General features: G+C 42.1%; 17 protein-coding genes. 6 read left to right on the forward strand and 11 right to left on the reverse strand.

Annotation, left to right across the window (positions count from 1 at the left end; genetic code table 11):
- Positions 1-101 precede the first annotated feature (101 nt).
- The 4 genes from lysS to M0221_RS06850 form a co-directional block, all read right to left on the reverse strand.
- The gene (lysS, locus tag M0221_RS06835) at positions 102-1646 is read right to left on the reverse strand and encodes a lysine--tRNA ligase (RefSeq protein WP_440827088.1); all 1545 of its coding nucleotides are present in this window, start codon (positions 1644-1646) and stop codon (positions 102-104) included.
- 136 nt (positions 1647-1782) lie between these two features.
- Positions 1783-2286: a hypothetical protein gene (locus M0221_RS06840; RefSeq protein ID WP_483283348.1), complete on the reverse strand. Its 504-nt coding sequence runs from the start codon at positions 2284-2286 to the stop codon at positions 1783-1785.
- 39 nt (positions 2287-2325) lie between these two features.
- Positions 2326-3414 carry a peptide chain release factor 1 gene (gene prfA / locus M0221_RS06845; RefSeq protein WP_011513742.1) on the reverse strand — a complete coding sequence of 363 codons (1089 nt, stop codon included), beginning with the start codon at positions 3412-3414 and terminating at the stop codon, positions 2326-2328.
- Positions 3415-3656: 242 nt separating this feature from the next.
- Positions 3657-4802: a beta-ketoacyl-ACP synthase III gene (locus tag M0221_RS06850; protein WP_149409428.1), complete on the reverse strand. Its 1146-nt coding sequence runs from the start codon at positions 4800-4802 to the stop codon at positions 3657-3659.
- A 320-nt stretch (positions 4803-5122) separates the two neighbouring features.
- Here M0221_RS06850 and pnuC point away from each other — a divergent pair, with 320 nt between their 5' ends.
- Positions 5123-5875: a nicotinamide riboside transporter PnuC gene (gene pnuC, locus M0221_RS06855; RefSeq protein ID WP_483283349.1), complete on the forward strand. Its 753-nt coding sequence runs from the start codon at positions 5123-5125 to the stop codon at positions 5873-5875.
- Complete coding sequence (locus M0221_RS06860; protein ID WP_483283350.1) at positions 5826-6434, forward strand: AAA family ATPase; 609 nt, start codon at positions 5826-5828, stop codon at positions 6432-6434. The genes pnuC and M0221_RS06860 overlap by 50 nt, the downstream gene beginning before the upstream one ends.
- 37 nt (positions 6435-6471) lie before the next feature.
- On the opposite strand, the gene M0221_RS06865 is transcribed toward M0221_RS06860, so the two are convergent.
- Positions 6472-7155: a DUF421 domain-containing protein gene (locus tag M0221_RS06865; RefSeq protein ID WP_483283351.1), complete on the reverse strand. Its 684-nt coding sequence runs from the start codon at positions 7153-7155 to the stop codon at positions 6472-6474.
- A gap of 103 nt (positions 7156-7258) precedes the next feature.
- On the opposite strand from M0221_RS06865, the gene M0221_RS06870 reads away from it, so the two are divergent.
- Together M0221_RS06870 and M0221_RS06875 are read left to right on the forward strand one after the other, a co-directional pair.
- Positions 7259-8173 (forward strand): DMT family transporter, encoded by a 915-nt coding sequence (locus M0221_RS06870; RefSeq protein ID WP_483283352.1) that lies wholly within the window; start codon positions 7259-7261, stop codon positions 8171-8173.
- A 142-nt stretch (positions 8174-8315) separates the two neighbouring features.
- Complete coding sequence (locus tag M0221_RS06875) at positions 8316-9728, forward strand: aspartate ammonia-lyase (protein ID WP_483283353.1); 1413 nt, start codon at positions 8316-8318, stop codon at positions 9726-9728.
- A gap of 164 nt (positions 9729-9892) precedes the next feature.
- On the opposite strand, the gene M0221_RS06880 is transcribed toward M0221_RS06875, so the two are convergent.
- From M0221_RS06880 to M0221_RS06895, 4 genes are all read right to left on the reverse strand, one after another.
- Positions 9893-10348 (reverse strand): GlcG/HbpS family heme-binding protein, encoded by a 456-nt coding sequence (locus tag M0221_RS06880; RefSeq protein WP_149409434.1) that lies wholly within the window; start codon positions 10346-10348, stop codon positions 9893-9895.
- 535 nt (positions 10349-10883) lie between these two features.
- Positions 10884-15149: an ATP-dependent RNA helicase HrpA gene (gene hrpA / locus M0221_RS06885; protein WP_483283354.1), complete on the reverse strand. Its 4266-nt coding sequence runs from the start codon at positions 15147-15149 to the stop codon at positions 10884-10886.
- 206 nt (positions 15150-15355) lie between these two features.
- Positions 15356-15952, reverse strand: a complete 597-nt coding sequence (locus tag M0221_RS06890) for a DUF1543 domain-containing protein (RefSeq protein WP_201551337.1) — start codon at positions 15950-15952, stop codon at positions 15356-15358.
- Positions 15953-16173: 221 nt separating this feature from the next.
- Positions 16174-17598: an SLC13 family permease gene (locus M0221_RS06895; RefSeq protein WP_149409436.1), complete on the reverse strand. Its 1425-nt coding sequence runs from the start codon at positions 17596-17598 to the stop codon at positions 16174-16176.
- Positions 17599-17983: 385 nt separating this feature from the next.
- Here M0221_RS06895 and M0221_RS06900 point away from each other — a divergent pair, with 385 nt between their 5' ends.
- Positions 17984-18145, forward strand: coding sequence for a hypothetical protein (locus tag M0221_RS06900; protein ID WP_011513753.1), 162 nt, complete (start codon positions 17984-17986; stop codon positions 18143-18145).
- Positions 18146-18193: 48 nt separating this feature from the next.
- Here M0221_RS06900 and M0221_RS06905 read toward each other — a convergent pair whose 3' ends face one another.
- Together M0221_RS06905 and M0221_RS06910 are read right to left on the reverse strand one after the other, a co-directional pair.
- Positions 18194-18889: a YoaK family protein gene (locus M0221_RS06905; RefSeq protein ID WP_483283355.1), complete on the reverse strand. Its 696-nt coding sequence runs from the start codon at positions 18887-18889 to the stop codon at positions 18194-18196.
- A 111-nt stretch (positions 18890-19000) separates the two neighbouring features.
- On the reverse strand, positions 19001-19807 hold the full coding sequence (locus M0221_RS06910) for an enoyl-ACP reductase FabI (protein WP_483283356.1): 807 nt from the start codon (positions 19805-19807) through the stop codon (positions 19001-19003).
- Between the two features lie 362 nt (positions 19808-20169).
- Here M0221_RS06910 and folE point away from each other — a divergent pair, with 362 nt between their 5' ends.
- On the forward strand, positions 20170-20766 hold the full coding sequence (gene folE, locus M0221_RS06915) for a GTP cyclohydrolase I FolE (RefSeq protein ID WP_483283357.1): 597 nt from the start codon (positions 20170-20172) through the stop codon (positions 20764-20766).
- Positions 20767-20950 lie beyond the last annotated feature (184 nt).

Below are 20950 nucleotides of genomic sequence, written 5' to 3' on the forward strand. Positions count from 1 at the left end.
TAAGTACCAAAAAACCATAGAAGGCTATTTCATTAAAATTAGAAATAGCCATCTTATGTTCAGTTTAGTACTAGCATAGACTTATGGCAAGCAAACTATCTTTAACCCTCAAGCTTACGGCGCATGTGTGGAAATAAAATAACATCACGGATACTGGCAGAGTCTGTCAATAACATCACTAAACGGTCGATACCAATACCTTCACCTGCTGTTGGCGGTAAACCATAAGACAGAGCTTCGATATACTCTGCATCGAAATGCATCGCTTCATCATCGCCAGCATCTTTTTCAGCCACTTGACCAAGGAAACGCTCAGCCTGATCTGCAGGATCATTAAGCTCACTAAAGCCATTAGCCAACTCACGACCACCGACAAACAGCTCAAAACGATCCGTAATCTCAGGGTTATCATCACTACGGCGTGCTAGCGGTGAGGTTTCAGCAGGGTATTCAGTGATAAACGTCGGCTGACGCAATTGGTGCTCAGCGGTTTCTTCAAAGATGATGGTTTGCAACTTACCCACACCAAAGACATCCTTTACCTGTTGCTTTAGCGTTGTCGATGCGTACTCTGCAAGATACTCACGATCGTTAATACGATTCATATCAAAGTTTTCTGCATATTTGGCAATCGCATCAGACATAGATAGACGTATAAATGGCGCTTTTAGGCTAATGGCTTCTTCTTGGTAAGTAATCTCAGTCGTTCCCAAGATATCCGTCGCCAATTCATTAAATAAGCGCTCAGTCAAATCCATCAAATCATGATAATCCGCATACGCTTGATAGAACTCAATCATGGTAAATTCAGGATTATGACGGGTTGAAACGCCTTCATTACGGAAGCTACGGTTAATCTCAAAGACTTTTTCAAAACCACCAACGACCAAGCGCTTAAGATAAAGCTCAGGAGCAATACGCAGATATAATGGCATATCAAGCGCATTATGATGGGTCACAAACGGACGTGCCACTGCACCACCTGGGATCGGATGCATCATAGGCGTTTCAACTTCCATAAAACGCTCATTTAGCATAAACTTGCGAATACCGCTAATGACTTGACTGCGCACCATAAAGGTATCACGGGTCGTCTCATTGGTCATCAAATCAAGATGACGATTGCGATAACGAGCTTCTACATCAGCTAGTCCATGAAATTTATTTGGCATTGGGCGTAATGCTTTGGTCAATAACTCAATCTCTTCAATATGTACGTACAAATCGCCTTTGCCTGAACGACCGATATAACCTGATACACCAACGATATCACCCAAATCTAGCGATTTGATGTCTGCTAACGTCTTTTCATCTAACTCTTTGCGTGCCACATATAACTGGATACGACCTGTCATATCTTGGATAACAATAAACGCCCCACGGTTCAGCATGACGCGACCGGCGACATTCACCTGTGTTTTTTCGCCTTTAGCATCATTGTCAGCAATTTCTTGTTTTGAGATACCCTCAAAAGCTGCCTGCAAGTCTTGAGCATAATCTGTGCGCTTAAACGTATTCGGATAAGGCTGTTTACCTGAAGCGACGATATCATCCAGCTTGGCTTGCAATTGGGCAATCAGCTCATTAGCGTCTTCTGGAGCTTGCTCTTGATTGTTTTGCTGATTTTGATTATTAGGCTTTGACATAACACTCTCAAAATTATTAGATAATTAAAGGAATAAACGAAAACGATAAACTTAAATTAAGGGATTAAAACAAAAAATTCAAATTAGGCAGCTGCATAATGATTATGTGGCTTTAGTATTAAAAATAAATAGTAAATTAATCAACACAGATAGCGGGCTGTGCCACACCTTTTTCTATGGTTTGATAACAGCCAAAACCGCTGCTGTCACTAGCGCATTGCCCAGACTGGTTTTTAGTACCACTCTTAATGAACTCACCGGTATTTTTGCACTTACCTTGGCAGTCGGTACTGTCTTGGCAAGCTTTTCCTGCATCGGTATAAGTCACCACACATTGATAGCAACCAAGGCGACCTTGCTGTAAAAACGCGCCACCCTTTGCCGTGCACGCTCGTACCATCTCGTTAGGCGGATAGATGCACGCTTGATAAGAAAACGGGTCATTTTTATTAGTCGTTGCAGTATTAGTCGTTGCAGTATTAGTCGTTACACTACTATCGCTCTGGTCTGGCTGTACGACTGACGTTGATGAAGGCGTGACGCTACAAGCAGATAACCAAAACGCCATCAAAATAGCGACAATAGTCATCGCGATTTTGTTAAACGGCAATAATAGCGAAGGTTTAGTTATCATATGCATAGCATACGCCTCTTATTTTATAGGCTTATGAATCTTTTATTAAGCACCACCAATACTTGCCATCAAATCCGCTTGATGCTCACGTAACAGCGCATCAAGGATTTCATCCAAGTCACCTTCCATGATAGAATCAAGCTTATATAAAGTCAGGTTAATACGATGATCCGTCATACGTCCTTGCGGGAAATTATAGGTACGGATACGCTCCGAACGATCGCCGCTACCAACCAAATCGCGACGTATCGTATCAGCGGCATCTACCTGTGCCTGGACTTTGACTTGCTGAATTTTTGATATCAGCATTTTCATCGCTTGCGCACGGTTTTTATGTTGACTGCGTTCTTGTTGACACTCTACCACGGTACCCGTTGGTATATGCGTCAAACGTACAGCAGAGTCGGTAGTATTCACGTGCTGACCACCAGCACCGCTTGAGCGGAAAGTATCAAAGCGAATATCAGCTGGATTCAAATCAACCGTATCATCAATTTCAACTTCAGGCATCACAGCGACAGTACAGGCTGACGTATGCACCCGACCTTGGCTTTCTGTATCAGGTACACGCTGAACACGATGTACACCAGACTCAAACTTTAGACGACCATAAACGCTATTACCAGACACACGAGTAATGATTTCTTTATAACCCCCATGCTCACCCTCATTGGCTGACAAAATCTCTAAAGTCCAGCCTTGGTTCTGGGCGAATTTTTGGTACATGCGGAACAAATCACCAGAGAAAATCGCTGCTTCATCACCACCTGTCCCTGCACGAATCTCAAGGAATGCGGGCACTTTGTCGTTAGGATCTTTTGGCAGCATCATGAGATTAAGTGCTTCTTCCATCTCTACGATAGTATCGCGAGCACTGTCAATCTCTTCTTGCATCATCTCTTTCATGTCAGGATCTGATGCTTCTTTTAGCATCGCTTCTGCATCAGCTTGATCCTTTTCTGCACCAACATAGTTCTGCCATAAAGTGGTGATATCCATCAAGTCACTATGCTCAACGGACAGCTCACGGAATTTATTGTTATCACTGATGACACTCGGGTCTGATAATAAGGCAGTGACCTCTTCATAACGGTCTACCATTTGGTCTAAACGCAGGCGTAAGGATTCTTTCATAAAAGGACTTTTAATTGAATAATTGAAATAAGACGGTGATTATAGCAAATTTTTGCGCTTAAATTAAAACCTCTCAGCAATCTTGTCAATATATGAACAAACTTTTCTGCTGCTTGCACCATATTGACGCTTTTTTGTGATAATTTGAATGCAGCATCAACTTTGCTTAAAATTTAAATAAAAAAATAGCCAAGAATACTCTTGGCTATTTTGATAATAATTAAGACTCAGGACTTAAAAAATTAGACCTTACGGACGATTACCGACCCAATAGAGTAACCAGCACCAAACGAGCAAATAACACCCAAATCACCAGATGCAAGGTCATCTTTATAGCGATGGAATACAATCATCGGGCTGGCTGAGCTGGTATTGGCAAATTCAGCAATGACACTCGGTACAATGGCTTTGTCTGCTTCTTTACCGATGACCGTACGCAAGATTAAATCCAGCATATTGGCATTGGCTTGGTGCAGCCACATCATTTTTACATCAGAGGTTGGGATATTGTTTTCTTGTAGATGCTCAGTAATGACTTCTGACACTTTTGGACAGACTTCACGGAAGACTTTACGACCATTTTGTAAGAATAATTTATCGGTTACTGGCTCTTTAAGGTCCGGATACATCTCTGTTTGCGCTGCCAAAAACTCTGAGCGATCCATAAAACCGTATTCGTTTTTGATATTGGTCGAAAACTGAGTAAATAGCTTAGAGTTTAGAATCTCATAGCCTTTAGGCGTATCGAGTTCTTCGACGATGCAAGCAGTTGCGACATCACCAAAGATAAAGTGGCTGTCACGGTTACGCCAGTTTAAATGCGCTGAAGTAATTTCAACGTTGACCACAGCGACGCGCTTAGCAAGACCTGATGCGATAGAACCATGTGCTTGTGATAGACCAAAAGTCGCTGCACTACAAGCCACATTCATATCATAAGCAAAGCCGCCCACCATACCGATCGCATTTTGAATCTCGATAGAGACGGCTGGATAAGTACGCTGAAAGTTTGAGCAGGCAAGGATGATACCATCTAAATCATTGGCTTCAAGTCCTGCATCAGCCAAGGCATCATTTAATGCGGCCACACCCATTTCTGCCATGATAGACAGCTCTTCGCCCAAGTTACGATAAGCGATAACAGGTGCCATGATGTCAGGATTTAAGATGCCGTCTTTTTCCATCACATAGCGTGATTTGATACCAGATACTTTTTCGATAAAAGCCGCTGATGAAGGCTGAAGAGCCGTGAGGGTGCCTGCTTCAATGTCAGCCGCGTGTTTTGTATTATAGTTTTCAACATACTGATTAAAGGACTCTACCAGTTCTTCATTACTGATGCTAAAAGGCGGGATATACAGGCCGGTGCCTGTGATACAAGTCGTCATGATACGCTTCCTTGTCTACTACTATGGTGCTTGAAATAAGCATAAGGTGAAGTAAAACAACAGTCGTCTAATTTTGGGTGAATGACTGTAAACTTAAAATAAGTGCCTTTATTATGCCTGAATATTATTATTTTTCTAATACTTTGTTACAAATAATCAGCTTCTTGCCAAGAATAAGCAAAGATTGGCTTCATTTTGCGGTAGCTGCGTTATAATCAGCCTTGCTTACTCACGTTATTTGTATAAATAATTGATCTGCATTTTGATTGTCTACATCTCTATTAAGAAATATCAAACTTATTATCTATTTTGGAATGACAATGGTGGAACTTTTGAATTGGTTGTTTGGTCAGTATGCCGACTATCCGACCTTGTTTATCGGGTTGGAATTGATTGCGGTTATCTTTGGGGTAGCCAGTGTACTACTCGCCAGTAAAACCAATATTTTGGTATTCCCTATTGGCTTGGTCAGCACCGCTATATTTGTCTATCTCTTATGGAAATGGCAATTATTTGGTGATATGTTTATCAATGCTTATTATACCATTATGAGTATTTATGGCTGGATAAACTGGTCAAAAAATAAAGAACTTACACAGCATCGAAACCATATAAACCCCACCGCTCAACAACATAACCAAGAGCTTAAAAACACTGATGCGCCAAACCTTATCCAAGTAGAACGTTTAGATAAAAATGACATACCTATATTGGCATTATTAGCCGCGGCAACCATAGCTTTTGTTGGTCTGGTTTATTATTTTAGACCAGTGATCAATAACAACTTCAGCTTCGATGGCGCTGAGCTTGGCATGCATCTATTTACGTGGGTTGACTATACTGATATGTTGACCACTGCCCTGTTTTTGATGGCGATGTGGCTGTTGGCACGGCGCAAGATTGAGCATTGGATACTCTGGATTGTCGCTGATGCTATCTCAGTACCTCTCTATTTTTATAAAGGTCTAACCTTTACAGCATTACAATACGTAGTCTTCACTCTCATCGCAATTTGGGCTTATTATGAATGGCAACGACGCTATCGCCTTCAATCTCACGCAGCATACGCCTAAATCCGTTATTAAGGTCGCAGTTTTAGGCGCAGAAAGTACGGGAAAAACCACACTGTGCCGTGATTTGGCCGCGCATTTTGACTGCCCTTGGGTGCCAGAGTATATGCGCACCTATCTGCAAGAAAAATGGGATAAAGAGCAGCTGACCTGTACGTGGGAGGACTTGCTGCCTATTGCAGAAGGTCAGATACTGCTTGAGAATAAGTTGGCAAAGCAAGTATCACAAACGTCAAACGACCATCATTATTTATTTTGTGATACCAGCTTGTTTGAACTGATGGTTTATTCCAATTGGTATTATGGCGATTGCCCTGAAGTGCTCACCCAAGCAGCATTGGTGCATCATTATGACTTAATACTATTAACCGACGTTGATATACCTTGGGTTGCTGATGACTTGCGTGATAGCCCACATCAGCGCAATGAAATAAGCGCTTATTTTGCTGATCAGTTAACAGCTTATAACAAACCATTTCAATCAATTGGTGGTGATAGAGCGGTGCGGGTTCAACAAGTGGTAAAATTGCTAGACGCATCTGAATTAAATAATAGTACTTAGGCTATTTGATAATTACGGTTAAATCTTGTGCCAATTGCTACCTTACGAGCTTAGTGTTTAAGGCTTTTGCCCAGTTCCGACAGTTATCTTCACAGCGCTTACAAGGCTGATTGGCATCGGAGATAAAATCTAAATGTCCACAATACATACAAGCGTAATATGTTCCTGATTCCACCTTCTCAACCGCCTGATACTGTTTAGGGAAAAGTGGCAGACCATAGCCGGTGTCATCAGGTGGGTATAATAACAGGCTAAAATTGCCATCGGTTTCAAGCAAACCGGTACGAACCTGACCTAAATGCTCGACCCCCTGTTGGCGCATTTCCGCAAAAAACTCATCATGTGACATTTTCCCTTCTGCTATTTTGTCGTGTACCAGCATGCCATCTTCGACGATATATAAGGACTTCCCTTCTAACAAATCTTCAAAAGGCTGATATTTCATCATGCCCCATGTACAGAGTCGGTAAAGCAGTATTACCGTACTCATGATTAGTACTGCTTGGATAATCGGTAAATCCTCGGTAAACATCGGGTCACCTGCGATAGAACCGAGTGACAAGATGATAGTAAGCTCAAAGATGGAGAGCTGTCGAACGCCGCGCTTGCCGGTAAAGCGCAAAAATGAAATGATGAGCACAAACATGACAATGACACGTATCAGTATCTCAGCAGCAAATGTCCATGTTGTATCATGAATGAAAATACTTGCCCAATCCATATTTTTTTCCTTGTTATTATTTTTAATGATGGCATCAAAACGACTCTATTTAAAGCTGCTCTATTTTATGCAAAAACTCACTTATTAATTGTAGGAATTATTTTTGAAAGTCACATTGTATACACTGATTGCGTTAATAGCCTTTGCTGCAAACTCTCTGTTTTGTAGGATGGCCTTAGCAGAGGGTTATATAGACGCTTGGAGCTTTACCATTGTTCGCCTATTAAGCGCTGCTGTCTGCTTGAGTATGATCATGGCAACTCAGTCCTACTACTTAAGACATCGCAAATTGAGACTTAGTCATCCTTTCAATGAAGAGATATTAAATGAAAGAGGTAATTGGCTGAGTAGCATAAGCTTGGTTATTTATGCGCTGTGTTTTTCGATTGCCTATGTAGAGCTTGAGACTGGCACTGGGGCGCTGATTTTATTTTCAGCGGTTCAGCTCACTATGATTGGTTGGGGGATTTATAAAAAAGAGACGTTGAGTCATTTGCAATGGATTGCCTTTGTTATTGCCATCACAGGGTTTGTATATTTGATGCTACCATCGGCCTCAATGCCTTCATTACTTGCTGCCATACTCATGGCAATCAGCGGTGTGGCATGGGGTATCTATAGCATACGTGGCAAGACCTGTCTCTCACCGCTGCGAGCCACAGGTTTTAATTTCATCAGAAGTTTGCTAGCGATACCGATATTATTAGCCGCTGGTTTTATATATCAAAACATTATGGATGTGCAACTCATTCATATCGACAGTATCACCATGGAAGGGATATGGTTGGCGTGTGCATCAGGGGCAATTGCCTCTGGCATTGGCTACAGCATCTGGTATATGGCAATGCCTTTATTAAAAAACACACAGGCTGCCGTTATACAGCTTTGTGTGCCCGTGCTTGCAGCGTTACTGGGCGTGGTGATTTTGTCCGAGCCGATCACTTTAACTTTTATGATAGCAAGTACTGTCATCTTGAGCGCAGTATTGGTCTTTATTTTAAATAAACAGCCATATTAGTCACAATATAAGGCGCTTATGCTGAAATGTTGTCTATAATGCTCATTTGAGGCGGCATCGCCATAGTGATAACAGGGTTTTTATAAATATCGCAGGCGATGGACGTTTTTATCAGGGCTTTTTGTTGAAGGAATTTTATTAAATGACAACCACTACTCGCCAAGAATACGACTTACTTGGTCATCGCGATGTGCCAGCTGACGCTTACTACGGCATACAAACCTTACGTGCTTTTGAAAACTTCACTGTGAGCGGTGTGCGCTTACATCAATTCTCTACCTTTATCCGTGCCTTTGCTACCGTTAAAAAAGCAGCTGCCATTGCCAATAACAAAGTTGGAGTACTCAATGATACGGTTAGAAAAGCGATTGTCGCAGCATGTGATGACTTAATCGCTGATAAATATCATGACCAATTTATCGTCGATATGTTTCAAGGCGGCGCAGGCACCTCAACCAATATGAATGTCAATGAGGTCATTGCCAATCGTGCTTTAGAGATATTAGGCTATGAAAAAGGGCAATATCAGCATGTGCATCCAAATAATCATGTCAACCTTTCGCAGTCGACCAATGATGCCTATCCAACGGCGCTCAATGTCGCATTGGATGACTATTGCACGCGTCTATTGGATAAGATGGCGGTGCTGCACCAAAGTCTAATTAACAAAAGCATCGAATTTGCCGATCAATTAAAAATGGGACGCACCCATCTACAAGATGCGGTGCCGATGACAGCAGGTCAAGAATTCAACGCTTTTGCAACGATGGTCAAAAAAGAGATGGCCCGTATCGAGTCAACTCGCGCACTCTTTCATGAGATTAATATGGGCGGTACCGCTATCGGTACTGGCTTGAATGCACCTGCTGGGTATTCAGAGCTGTGTGCTGAGACGTTACAAGAGCTGACTGGGAGACCTTATTATATCGCTGAAGATTTGATTGAATCCACACAAGATACCAGTTCTTATGTTGCTTTGTCTGGCAATCTGCGTCTGTTTGCTGCTCGTCTATCAAAGATTGCTCATGACTTACGCTTGCAATCCTCGGGTCCTCGTGCAGGCTTGGCACAATATCGCCTGCCTGAGATGCAGCCTGGTAGCTCAATCATGCCGGGTAAAGTGAACCCCGTTATACCTGAGGTGGTCAATCAAGCGTGTTTTCATGTAATGGGTATTGATACTACTATCGTCATGGCATCAGAAAACGCTCAGCTACAACTCAATGTCTTTGAGCCAGTCATTGCTTTCAACTTATTTACCGGTATGAGCATGATGGCAAATATCTGTGAGATATTTGCCACGCGCTGTATCGATGGCGTAATGATGAATAATGAAGCGTGTAATACTGAAGTATTCAACAATATTGGTCTGGTCACCGCATTGAACCCACATTTGGGTTATGAGTCGTCTACCTATGTGGCAAGAAAAGCCCAAGAAACCGGTGGTCGTGTTTATGACATCGTTCTAGAAGAGAACCTGATGGATAAAGAGACGTTAGACAATCTACTCTCTCCTGCTAACATGGTATATCCAAAGGTCAAACTGACCCCTTAGTTGGTTTTTTTTAACATAAAAAGGCTGGGTTAGCGATTACTAATCCAGCCTTTTTTTATTTTATTGATATCTGCATTATTTGGGGAAAATCTATAAGCTATACCTACGCACTGTCTAAAGATTGTGAAAATTAAAAATTAGTGCGTGGAACTCGCCCTATGTATTTACTCTAAAACGCTTAAGCCTGCGCGAGCAATACTTACGTCTTCATTGCCATGTGCGCCGCCCACACCAATACCACCAGCCACAATGCCATCAATATATACAGGAATACCGCCCGGCATTATCAGTATGTTTTCATCAAGGTACCTGATGTCGGCAGCAATACTACCATCCGCAACGCCTCTAGCGATAACCGCTGTTTCTCTTTTTTGCGAATTGGCTGTATAGGCTTTTTTATAACTTGAGCGAATAGTATGCACACCCGCTCGGTGATCCTTTAAAAAGGCCAGTATTTGCCCAGAACGATCAACCACCGTCACCGATACCATTAGACCATGCCTTTTAGACTCTATAAATGCAGCATTCACCATATCTTGTGCCATCTCGCCTGTGAGTAACGAGATTTTTGTATCTTGTGTCTCAGTACAAGAGACGCTATCCATAGCTGTAATTCCCATCTTCAATCCTTGATTTGATTTTATGAATAATTCATTGTCTTTGCATAACTCTCAGGCGCAAGCTTCATAGTAATAATCAGCATGCTCACCAATGTGATAAGTAGCATCAGCCAAACGGCTTGAAAGCTACCTGACCACTCACGCAAAAATCCGGCAAAGTACGGAATAATTGCGGTAATAACAAACTAATACCTTGTACAAATGCGGTCACAGCACCAGCCAATGTAGGAGATGACAGAGATTCAAATACGACTGTTAACGTGAAAGAGATGCATCAATTTTGTAAAAATGATAACTGAAACACTGTAGAGGTTAGCAATCGGTGCATGGTGACTGCTTGAATATTTATTTCTCTAGAAAGGCTTGTAAGGTATGAGCTTAGCAGCCAGTGTCATAATAATGTCTAAGATATTTATATAAGCGGTTGAATAAGCTTTTTGATAATACGGGCAAGAGTGTCATGCTTTTAGCAAATGGCAACTAAAAGCATGACCATAAAAATTTGCGAACGGTTACTGAAGTACTTACTTTTATGCTAACTCATTTTATCCCATATCTTACTGAGACGCTTGGGCGATACTGCCATACGGGTTTTCATCGGCTGAGCAAACAGTTGAATGCGGTACTCCTCGACCATCCAGCGGTAATCGCTGATGACTTTATCATTAGCACGTCCTGCAAGTCTTTCCATATGTAAGTCAAGAGCATAGACGCCATCGAGGTCGGCTTCGACATTGTGCTCAAGACGATCGATACGAATCTCTAGCGCTTCCAGATAGCGTGGATACTGCTGCCAGTGGCTATAATCCATACGATAAACAAAATCAGCCAAATGTAAATCTGCTAACTGATCTTCAATATCTTCAATAGACTCGCCAAATATCTCTCGATCAAGCATTAGCATGCTTTGGCGAATACGTTGCCAGCGGGTATAAACGTTTTTGAGCGTTTTTATGATCGTTTGACCAACCAGCAAGAAGTTACTTAGTATCACATCGAGCGTTTGGCTATACTCTTCAGGAGTAAAGGGTAGCTCCTCACTGAGTCCAACCGCAACATCATTAGCACTCTCAGGTAGGTCTGCCGTATGATCAAACAATACATAGTGCTCTTCGAGTGTTGCATCTAAAGTCGCATCAATAATGATAGTTTTAAGCTTTTCCATATCACCAAGCGGTGCGAATGCCAGTTTAAATATGTTGTCGACTTGACTGGTCAGCTGTTTTTTCTTTGAGCCAAGTTTACTTTTGATTAGCGTTAACACCCCGATACGGTGCGCCTGCAGTGCTGCATTAACATCGGTATATTGATGGATAGATACCGCTTCACCTGCCTCGTCAGCAACCAAAGCAGCAAACTGCTTCATAACCACGCCTGCGCTATGATGGTTTTTACTAAAGGCGAAGTGCTCAGGAAATTCTGTATGCGCGCCTTGCTGCTCATTCACCGCTTGGCGCGTCTGAGAAGCATGGCGAATCTGTAGCGTTTGCAGATCGCGTCCTTTTTCGATGATACGGTTCTTATCATCGACCACGCAAATTTGTGGCTGCAAATAACGATCAATACTAGACGGATTAAAATGCTCGGCGGTGACTGACATAATGCCACGGCGGTTAAGTGCTTGGCAAAGCTGTTTTAATAACCCCTGTCCACCCGCAGGCTGCAACTCATCAAACAAGCTATCGGCAGTATCAGGAATAGGTACAATCTGACGACGAATGTCTTTTGGTAATGATTTTAATAACTGTAATACCAGCTCATAACGCCAACCGGGTACACCCCATAACAATTCAATCGCATCAAGTTGCGGTAGGGCGACAAGCGGCACACGGATGGTTACCCCATCATCATCGCTTGCTGGATCAAAGATATAGCGTAGTGGCAGCTTTAAGTCACCAAGCTTCCACACTTCTGGGAAATCGCCTGTGGTCGGTGCTTGGCTATTAAGCACGTCTTCATCGGTAAAAAACAGATACTTAGTATCGGTTTTTTCAACTTCGGCACGCCAGTCTTCAAACGTTTTGCGGCTCGCAATATGATCGGGGATTTTTTTATCATAAAACTGATACAAGGACTCTTCATCGACCAATAGATCACGGCGGCGTAATTTATCCTCGATGCGTTCAATGTCAGCAATTTTATCCATATTATGCTGTAAGAACGGTGCTTGTCTACCTAAATTTCCAGTAACCAGACCGTCACGGATAAATATCTCACGCGACTCGCTTAGATTAACTTGCTCATAGTTGGTCAGTTGCTTGCTGATAATAATCAGACCAAATAAACTGATTTGGGCATAAGCTTTAACGCGGCCAGTTTTTTTCGACCAATGTGGCTCAAAGTAGTGATACTTTAATAAGTTACCGGCGGCTGAGATAATCCATTCTGGTTCAATCTTGGCAACGGTACGCATAAAGACTTGTGAGGTTTCGACCACTTCAAAAGCCATGACCCAAGGTGGTATTTGCTTAAAAACCGTACTGGCTGGGAATATTTTGGCTTTCTGCTGGCGAGCGGCTAAGTATTCACCGCGATTTTCAGTTTTGTGAGCAATCGTAGACAACAAACCTGTTAATAATGCGCGATGTAAATTGGCGTATTTAACCGCTTTGAGTGCTTCATCTTCAATCGCGGTAGGGTCACTGTGAGTCACTTCTTTCGAGGCATTCTTGTCAGCAGTTTTTGCCTCATTAGCATCAGTCAGCTTAAGCTCAGTGACCATTTGTACTAACTGACGATGGGTTTGACTCCACTCACGTACACGCGGGAAGCTTAGATAGTTTTTCTTCGTAAACTGTTTGCGCTGATTGCCAGACAACTTATTGCCATCTTCGTCTTTCTCAAACAGGGCTTTCCACAGACTTAAATAGAATAAAAAATCAGAGTCATCTTGGCGAAATTCAGCATGCTTCTGATCCGCTTGCTGGCGCTTATTTACTGGCCGCTCGCGTGGATCTTGGACAGCAAGCGCTGCAACGACAATGAGCATTTCTCGGATACAATCAAAATCGCTACCAGCTACCAGCATACGTGCCAGCCTTGGATCGATTGGCATACGTGCCATCTTTTGACCAGTCGGTGTCAGAACCAGATGATCCAGACCCTGTTTTGATTTTGGCTTGTTAGTTTGTTTAGCTGAAGGTACGTCGTTTTTAGCAGTAATCGCGCCTAACTCATCAAGCAATTTATGTCCATCAGTAACCAAGCGACTGTCAGGCGGCTCAATAAAGGCGAAATCATCGACGCTTCCTAGGCGCAGATTTGCCATTTGTAAAATAACGGATGCTAAGTTAGTGCGTAAAATCTCAGGTTCCGTAAATTCAGGACGACCAGTAAAGTCCTCTTCGCTATATAAACGAATACAAACACCCGGCGCAACACGACCACAACGCCCTTTACGCTGATTGGCAGCAGCTTGCGAGATGGCTTCAATTGGTAAACGCTGTACGCGCGAACGATAAGAATAGCGTGATATACGCGCAAAACCCAAATCAATCACATAGCGAATGCCGGGTACGGTCAATGCCGTCTCAGCGACGTTAGTCGCGATAACAATACGTCGGCCGCGACCTGATGGCTGAAAGATACGCTGTTGCTCTTCATAAGTCTGCCGTGCAAATAGTGGCAACACTTCTGTATGTTTAGGTCCATGACGCTCAAGCACCTCTTGGAGCTCACGAATCTCAGCTTCAGTGGCTGCAAATATCAAGATATCTGCTTGATCGGCATGACCTTTGTTTTGTGCATCGCTAAAGCATTCTTCCACTGCAGCAACCACCGCACGTGGCAGATTTTCTTCAAAGTCGTCGTAGCTATCATCGTCTGAGCTGGTTACTGGCTCATCTGTTAACGGACGATAACGCACTTCGACAGGGAAGCTTCGTCCTTCGACATTAAAAATAGGCGCAGGAATTTGCCGTTTAAGCTTATTATCGTAGCGACTAAAGTATTCGCTAAAACGCTTAGTATCGAGGGTTGCAGAGGTAATAATGACTTTTAAATCAGGGCGCTTGGGCAGCAGTTTTTTTAAATAACCCATAATAAAGTCAATGTTTAAACTACGCTCATGGGCTTCATCAATAATAATAGTATCGTATTTACTCAAAAAACGATCATGACCAAGTTCAGCAAGCAAAATACCATCAGTCATTAGTTTAACGACAGATTGCGCTGTGCCTTGCTCGTTAAAGCGAATCTTGAAGCTGACCGTATTACCAAGCTGCTCGCCCAATTCTTCAGCGATACGGTTTGCTACACTGCGTGCCGCCAGTCGTCGAGGCTGTGTATGCCCTATTTGCCCACGTATACCGCGCCCTGCTAACATTGCTAACTTAGGCAGCTGCGTAGTTTTACCTGAGCCTGTCTCACCTGCAACGATAATCACTTGGTTATCGATGATTGCCTGAATCAAATCATCACCACGTTGGCTAACAGGGAGATCCTGATTCAGTTTTTCTGCCAACCTATCTGGAATGCTCTCTATACGCGCTTGCACCGCTTGCTGCGAACGAGCTTTTAATTGCTCATATTGGGCGCGTTTTTTATCCAAATCATTGCTATTTTTAACATTGTGTTTGTCATCCGTATTGCTATTTTTATTAGCAGACGATTTTGCACGTGCCAGCTCACGCTCAAGGCGACTGAGATAATACTCGTCCTTCGCGAGCACAGGTAAATTAGCAACAGAAATAACCTGTTGAGTATCCACACTTTCTTTCTGCGTATTTTTTGTCTCTATGTTCAGATTTTCCGCTTGTACAGGCTGGCTTTTTTCTTGATTTTCTGTTGAAGTATCAGGCATATTTACTTAGGCTATTTATTATTTAGGAGTAGTTAGATTATGGGGATAATTGAGCTGCGATTCAAGTTACTCGTGTATGGCCTAGACTTGAGTTGTTGCTTATAGAACGTATCAAATTTATAAAACAACCAAAAATCTCACAGAGATAAGGAGTGATTAGACGTATCTCTTAGAAGTCATAAATACATAAGCGACAATTAATATTATCACAGTGCTAATTTTTTGAGATTTTTAATACTTAAATATCCTACGTACTTTTTATCTTCTATGACATTTATACTTTTATCAAGCGCTCTGGCAAGAGGCTCGATAATGATTTTAACATTTGAGATAAGATCATTGACGTTATATATGTCGTCTATATCCACCTCAAACTTGTCATCAATATGTGAGGCAGCGTTAAAAGGCGATGCTGTATCTTTAAAAGTAAATTGTTTATAAAATTCGCTCTGTTTTGCTTGTTTAACTGCATCTGCTTGGCTATCAGCCACGATAAGTAGCTTATAATGAAATTCTTCAAAACTGCCCTGCTGATAGCCACCTAAATTGATAAAGAATAGCTTTAAGTCGTTGGCGCACTCTGCTTGAATATTGGATTCCACTAATTTAATCGCATAATTATCAACTTTGCTAATAGCGCGGTATGAATCAATATGCCACTTATTTTTCACTTCAGGCCAATGGTTATTGATATCTGCTATTAATTCATTAACCTGATTGGCCACGCCAAAAAATATATCGTGTTGTTCAATCAACCGTCCTTTGGGACGACCGCCTAATTGAATCATATATAGGGTTGGCATTTTAGAGATTCCTTAGACATCTTATGTGTTCCTTGTTAGATAAACCTAGTCAGTTAATAGTCATCCCAATCTGCTTTGAGCAGCTAATAAATCAATGATAGCCAGAAAGAAACGATAAGTATTTTATACCGACATTATGACTACTAGTAAATGAAAAACCCAATGTTTAAGAATCACTTAAACATTGGGTTTGTTCGGTTATAACTGTCTTCACTCATAGGTTATAGTAAGAAAAAATATGCCCACAAACCTATGATAAAGGTAGAAATAACATTCAGTATGACACCAACACGTATCATCTCTGTCTGCTTAATAAGACCCGTCCCAAAGACAATAGCGTTTGGTGGCGTGGCAACTGGTAGCATAAATGCGCAAGAAGCACCGATACCAATAATCATGACTAATACTGCAGGTGGCAGACCCATTTGCTCAGCAATAGCCGCAAACACAGGGACTAACAAGGCAGCAGAAGCCGTATTAGAAGCAAATTCTGTCAAGAATATAATGAATGCTGCAACTGCCAGTACCACGACGATAAGCGGTGCAGAGGACAGTCCATTAGCAACTGCTTGACCAAGAACCAACGATGCGCCTGACACTTTTAACACCGTTGATAGTGCAATACCACCACCGAACAACATGAGTACGCCCCAGTCGGTATTGTCAGAAACTTGCTTCCATGAAACCAACCCTAAGCTGACCACTGCTGATGCTGCTAACAGTGCCACAATAGAATCAACATCATCAATATTAAGTGCGGCACCAATTTGTTTCGAGAGTATCCAGCTTAGCGCTGTGACGATAAATACAATAATCGTCAGTACACGTGGCTTATTCCATGCAATAGCCTCATCATCTTCGTTCAGCGTGACCTGACGATTAAGATTGGGCTTGAGGAATAAATACATCGCACCGAGCAATAATGGCAGCAGCACCAACATCATCGGAATACCAAACTTCATCCAATCGACAAACGCGATATCAAGTGCTTTTGCAGCAATAGCATTGGGTGGTGAACCAACGATCGTACCCAAACCACCCAGGCTCGCAGAATAGGCAATACCTAATAGTACGAACACAAAAGTGCCACGGTCTTTTTCGCGGTCAACCTGCGTTAGAATACCAAGCGCCAGAGGCAGCATCATCGCAGCGGTCGCGGTATTTGATATCCACATCGATAAAAATGCGGTGACCCCAAATATTAAGAATACCGCATTCCTCAGATTGCCACCTGACATGGATAGAATCTTAAGCGCTATTTTCCTGTCTAATTGCTGCACATGCAATGCCGCCGCTAGTGCAAAGCCACCAAAAAACAAATAAATAATTGGGTTAGCAAAGCTTTGTAAGCCAATTTCAGCATCGAAATCCGGTAAACCAATTAGCGCTCCTATGACCACCACCAATATTGCTGTAATCGTCACATGTACCGCTTCAGTTAACCATAAAACGCCGATAAAGAACAACATGGCGAGGCCTTTATTGGCACTGATATCATATGGCAATACATTATAGATAAACAGACTGATAACCGCCGCGATAGCGACCACTATCAATCCTTTACCGGTACCTTTTGGGAAGGTATCTGTAAATAAATACTCGTTGCCATCGTTAGGAAGATGGCTATCTAGTTTTTTCTCTGACATATAATGTCCTTATTGTACCCAAAGACGGTGTTAAAAATTATAAACATAAAGACGTATTTCAGCCGTTAACCATACCTTTATAATCGTACTTTATAATCGTACTTACAAAAATAAGGTGCCATCATAGCAGAAATATTATCCACCAAAATATTATCAATATAGACATATTGAAAACCTTGTCAGAAATATAATCTTTATTTCATCTATCCAAAACCAATTGGCTTTATAAGTATGGATTTAAGTCTATTTTGAAAAACCAGAAGTCAGTTTTGTACAAAGTTACATACCGTCACTAAATATGTTCATATCTTCCCTGTACAACTCATAAGCTGTATCACATACTGAGTTGGTGAAGAACGTTAATAAAAACAAATAGGAGATTCTCATGGCAGATGACAACAAAACTGACTCAACGACGAAAATGGCACCAAAAGACATCAACCAAGATGGATTGGCTAAAGAAGATCAGCAGCGTACTGACGATTCTGCGTTAGATATGATGCAAGGGTTGCACGAACATGAAGACCATAAAGAAGACGATCAGTAGTCTGTATGGATTCGATTGAAATAAAATTTAAAAATGAAAAAGCGCTTATCAAACTGATGGGCGCTTTTTTCTTGGCTGTCTTTTTTCTGGTAAATTGTCTGATACATAGTTGTATACGAATGCTGCGCTCAGAACAATAGTAATAGGCAAAAACAACGCACCATAGCCCACTCTGGCATATAAAAAAGCACCTACGGCACTGCCAGCGCAAAAACAGTACCAAATAATCGCCTGAAAGCCTAATGTTGGCTTACTGATGCGACGACCCGCCAGCCAATTACCGATGGCAGCGCCCATATCTGAGGTTAGTCCTGTTAAATGCGTGGTACGAATCACTGCACCGCTATAAGTCGCAACCATCGCATTCTGTAAGCCACATGCCATAGCAGCGGCAAGCTGTCCTAGATAATCGTGCTGCTGGTATAACCAATAGCTTATTAACAATAATGCCGCTTCAATATAAAGCGCATTGCCATAACGTCGACCAAGCTTCAATGACTTCTGACCGATAACAAAACCACTTAATACAGCCCCTGCCAAAAAAGAAAGCAGTAACGCGCCGATAAATAAAAGGCTTTGAATGTCTAAGTAAGCGATAGCAGCGGCAAACAAGCTTACGTTACCTGTCACATGCGAGACAGATAAATTGGTAAAACCCATTAATGCTGCCGTATTGACACAGCCTGCACTGAATGCCAATACGGCGCCACCCCACAATATCCATCTTGGTAATTTGGTTATCATATTCGTCGCTTAATGGCTTATCAGCAAAAAACCCATAGTATAATCAAAAAAGACAGCCGATTGGCTGCCTTCCTTACTTCTCATTATATATCGTTGAGGATTACCTTTTAACTATTTCTGCTCATCAAGCATCATTAGCTGCTCGCTGATCGCGACGGTATTGAAGCCTGCATCAACAAACATAATCTCGCCAGTGATACCAGATGCCCAAGGCGACAATAAAAATAGCGCGGCATTACCGACTTCAGCTTGAGTAATATTACGCTGTAACGGGGCGATTTTTTCACTGATATCAAGCATTTTACGGAATGACTTGATGCCACTGGCGGCAAGCGTACGAATAGGACCTGCCGAGATCGCGTTGACGCGAATGCCCTCACCGCCCATTGAAGTTGCAAGGTAGCGAACACTGGCTTCAAGACTCGCCTTTGCCATACCCATGACGTTGTAGTTCGGCAATACTGAAATACTGCCTTCATAAGTCAACGTCAACATTGAGCCGTGGCGCATCGCAAGTAGCTCACGCGATGCTTTTGCCAATGCCACAAAGCTATAGCTTGAGATATCATGGGCAATATGACTGCCTTCACGGGTTGTCGCATTGACAAAATCACCATCAAGCTGATCCATCGGTGCAAAGCCAATTGCATGTACTACGCCATTGATGCCATCGCCCCAATGGGCAATGACTTGCTCAAAACAAGCAGCAATAGACGCATCTGATGCCACGTCACACTCAAGGACTAAGTCAGCCTCAAATGCTTCAGCCGCCATATCTACCCGTTTTTTGATTTTATCGTTAGGATAAGTCAAAATTAACGACGCGCCTTCACGATGTAGTGCTTCAGCGATTGCCCAAGCGATAGATAGTTTGCTAGCGATGCCTGTAACGACAAAACGCTGTCCTTGTAATAGCATAATATTTCCTTTTAAGTCAATTTAGGTCATTTAAATGATCGATTATTTTTAATAGTTGGCTAACAAATAGCGAGTGGAAGTACCAATTGAAAGATGAGTTATTATACACGAATTGATTTAAGTAAACAGTCGTAAACTGTATTTGCTTACACTGTATTAATGCCTAATCCCGCTCAATAATACCATTTAATATTGATAAAACGGTGAACTACCGGCTACAGCAGTATGAAGTTAAGTAGATTTCGAGTATAATCACAGCCCTCCCAGCTTGCACAATTTTTATAATAATCCTTTACAACCATTGTTTGTAACTAAGGATTTAGCGTTAAGCTACACCCACATTTTGGATGGCTGCCAAACTTATGAGCAATACCGCAACAATAGCATTAGACTACCAAGAAAGCATCGAATCCTATCGCCAGCTCATCGCCTCAACGGGTGAGGACTTGCATCGTCCAGGACTTGAAGACACCCCAACACGTGCTGCCAAAGCATTTGCGCATTTGACCAAAGGCTATCATCAAAGCTTAGATGAAGTCGTTAATGACGCTTTGTTTCCATCGACCAACCGTGAGCTGGTATTGGTGCAGAATATTGAGTTTTATTCATTGTGCGAGCACCATATGTTGCCTTTTCACGGTGTAGCACACATTGGTTATTTACCAAACGGTCAAGTGTTAGGGTTGTCTAAATTTGCTCGTATCGTCGATATGTTTTCTCGTCGCTTGCAAGTTCAAGAAAATTTAAGCGAACAAATAGCGCAAACGATTATGGATGTGACGGGCTGCCGCGGTGTGGCAGTAGTAATGGATGCTGCTCACATGTGTATGATGATGCGCGGCGTCAATAAGCAACACTCTACTACGCGCACAATGTCGATGTTAGGTGAGTATGTACATGACAATCAAGCGCGCAATGAGTTTTTAGATGCTGTACCGAAGCGTAAACCTGCTTTTTAATGTTGAAGATTAATATTACCTAATTATAAAAAGGACGCTCATGCGTCCTTTTCTCGATTATCTTTTTAGTATTTCAAATATATTTCACTGGCCATAATCCATTCAATAGTGATAAGAACATAATTAGACTTCATAAAAAAACCTGCCGTATGGCTACGACAGGTTAAAAAAACTAAATCAATAA

Source organism: Psychrobacter sp. ANT206, assembly GCF_056880555.1.

What these genes read in the sequence shown, in the direction of transcription:
- lysS (WP_440827088.1), bottom strand. Translation starts at nt 1,646, where the DNA reads ATGTCAAAGCCTAATAATCAAAATCAGCAAAACAATCAAGAGCAAGCT.
- M0221_RS06840 (WP_483283348.1), bottom strand. Translation starts at nt 2,286, where the DNA reads ATGCATATGATAACTAAACCTTCGCTATTATTGCCGTTTAACAAAATC.
- prfA (WP_011513742.1), bottom strand. Translation starts at nt 3,414, where the DNA reads ATGAAAGAATCCTTACGCCTGCGTTTAGACCAAATGGTAGACCGTTAT.
- M0221_RS06850 (WP_149409428.1), bottom strand. Translation starts at nt 4,802, where the DNA reads ATGACGACTTGTATCACAGGCACCGGCCTGTATATCCCGCCTTTTAGC.
- pnuC (WP_483283349.1), top strand. Translation starts at nt 5,123, where the DNA reads ATGGTGGAACTTTTGAATTGGTTGTTTGGTCAGTATGCCGACTATCCG.
- M0221_RS06860 (WP_483283350.1), top strand. Translation starts at nt 5,826, where the DNA reads ATGAATGGCAACGACGCTATCGCCTTCAATCTCACGCAGCATACGCCT.
- M0221_RS06865 (WP_483283351.1), bottom strand. Translation starts at nt 7,155, where the DNA reads ATGGATTGGGCAAGTATTTTCATTCATGATACAACATGGACATTTGCT.
- M0221_RS06875 (WP_483283353.1), top strand. Translation starts at nt 8,316, where the DNA reads ATGACAACCACTACTCGCCAAGAATACGACTTACTTGGTCATCGCGAT.
- M0221_RS06880 (WP_149409434.1), bottom strand. Translation starts at nt 10,348, where the DNA reads ATGGGAATTACAGCTATGGATAGCGTCTCTTGTACTGAGACACAAGAT.
- hrpA (WP_483283354.1), bottom strand. Translation starts at nt 15,149, where the DNA reads ATGCCTGATACTTCAACAGAAAATCAAGAAAAAAGCCAGCCTGTACAA.
- M0221_RS06890 (WP_201551337.1), bottom strand. Translation starts at nt 15,952, where the DNA reads ATGCCAACCCTATATATGATTCAATTAGGCGGTCGTCCCAAAGGACGG.
- M0221_RS06895 (WP_149409436.1), bottom strand. Translation starts at nt 17,598, where the DNA reads ATGTCAGAGAAAAAACTAGATAGCCATCTTCCTAACGATGGCAACGAG.
- M0221_RS06900 (WP_011513753.1), top strand. Translation starts at nt 17,984, where the DNA reads ATGGCAGATGACAACAAAACTGACTCAACGACGAAAATGGCACCAAAA.
- M0221_RS06905 (WP_483283355.1), bottom strand. Translation starts at nt 18,889, where the DNA reads ATGATAACCAAATTACCAAGATGGATATTGTGGGGTGGCGCCGTATTG.
- M0221_RS06910 (WP_483283356.1), bottom strand. Translation starts at nt 19,807, where the DNA reads ATGCTATTACAAGGACAGCGTTTTGTCGTTACAGGCATCGCTAGCAAA.
- folE (WP_483283357.1), top strand. Translation starts at nt 20,170, where the DNA reads ATGAGCAATACCGCAACAATAGCATTAGACTACCAAGAAAGCATCGAA.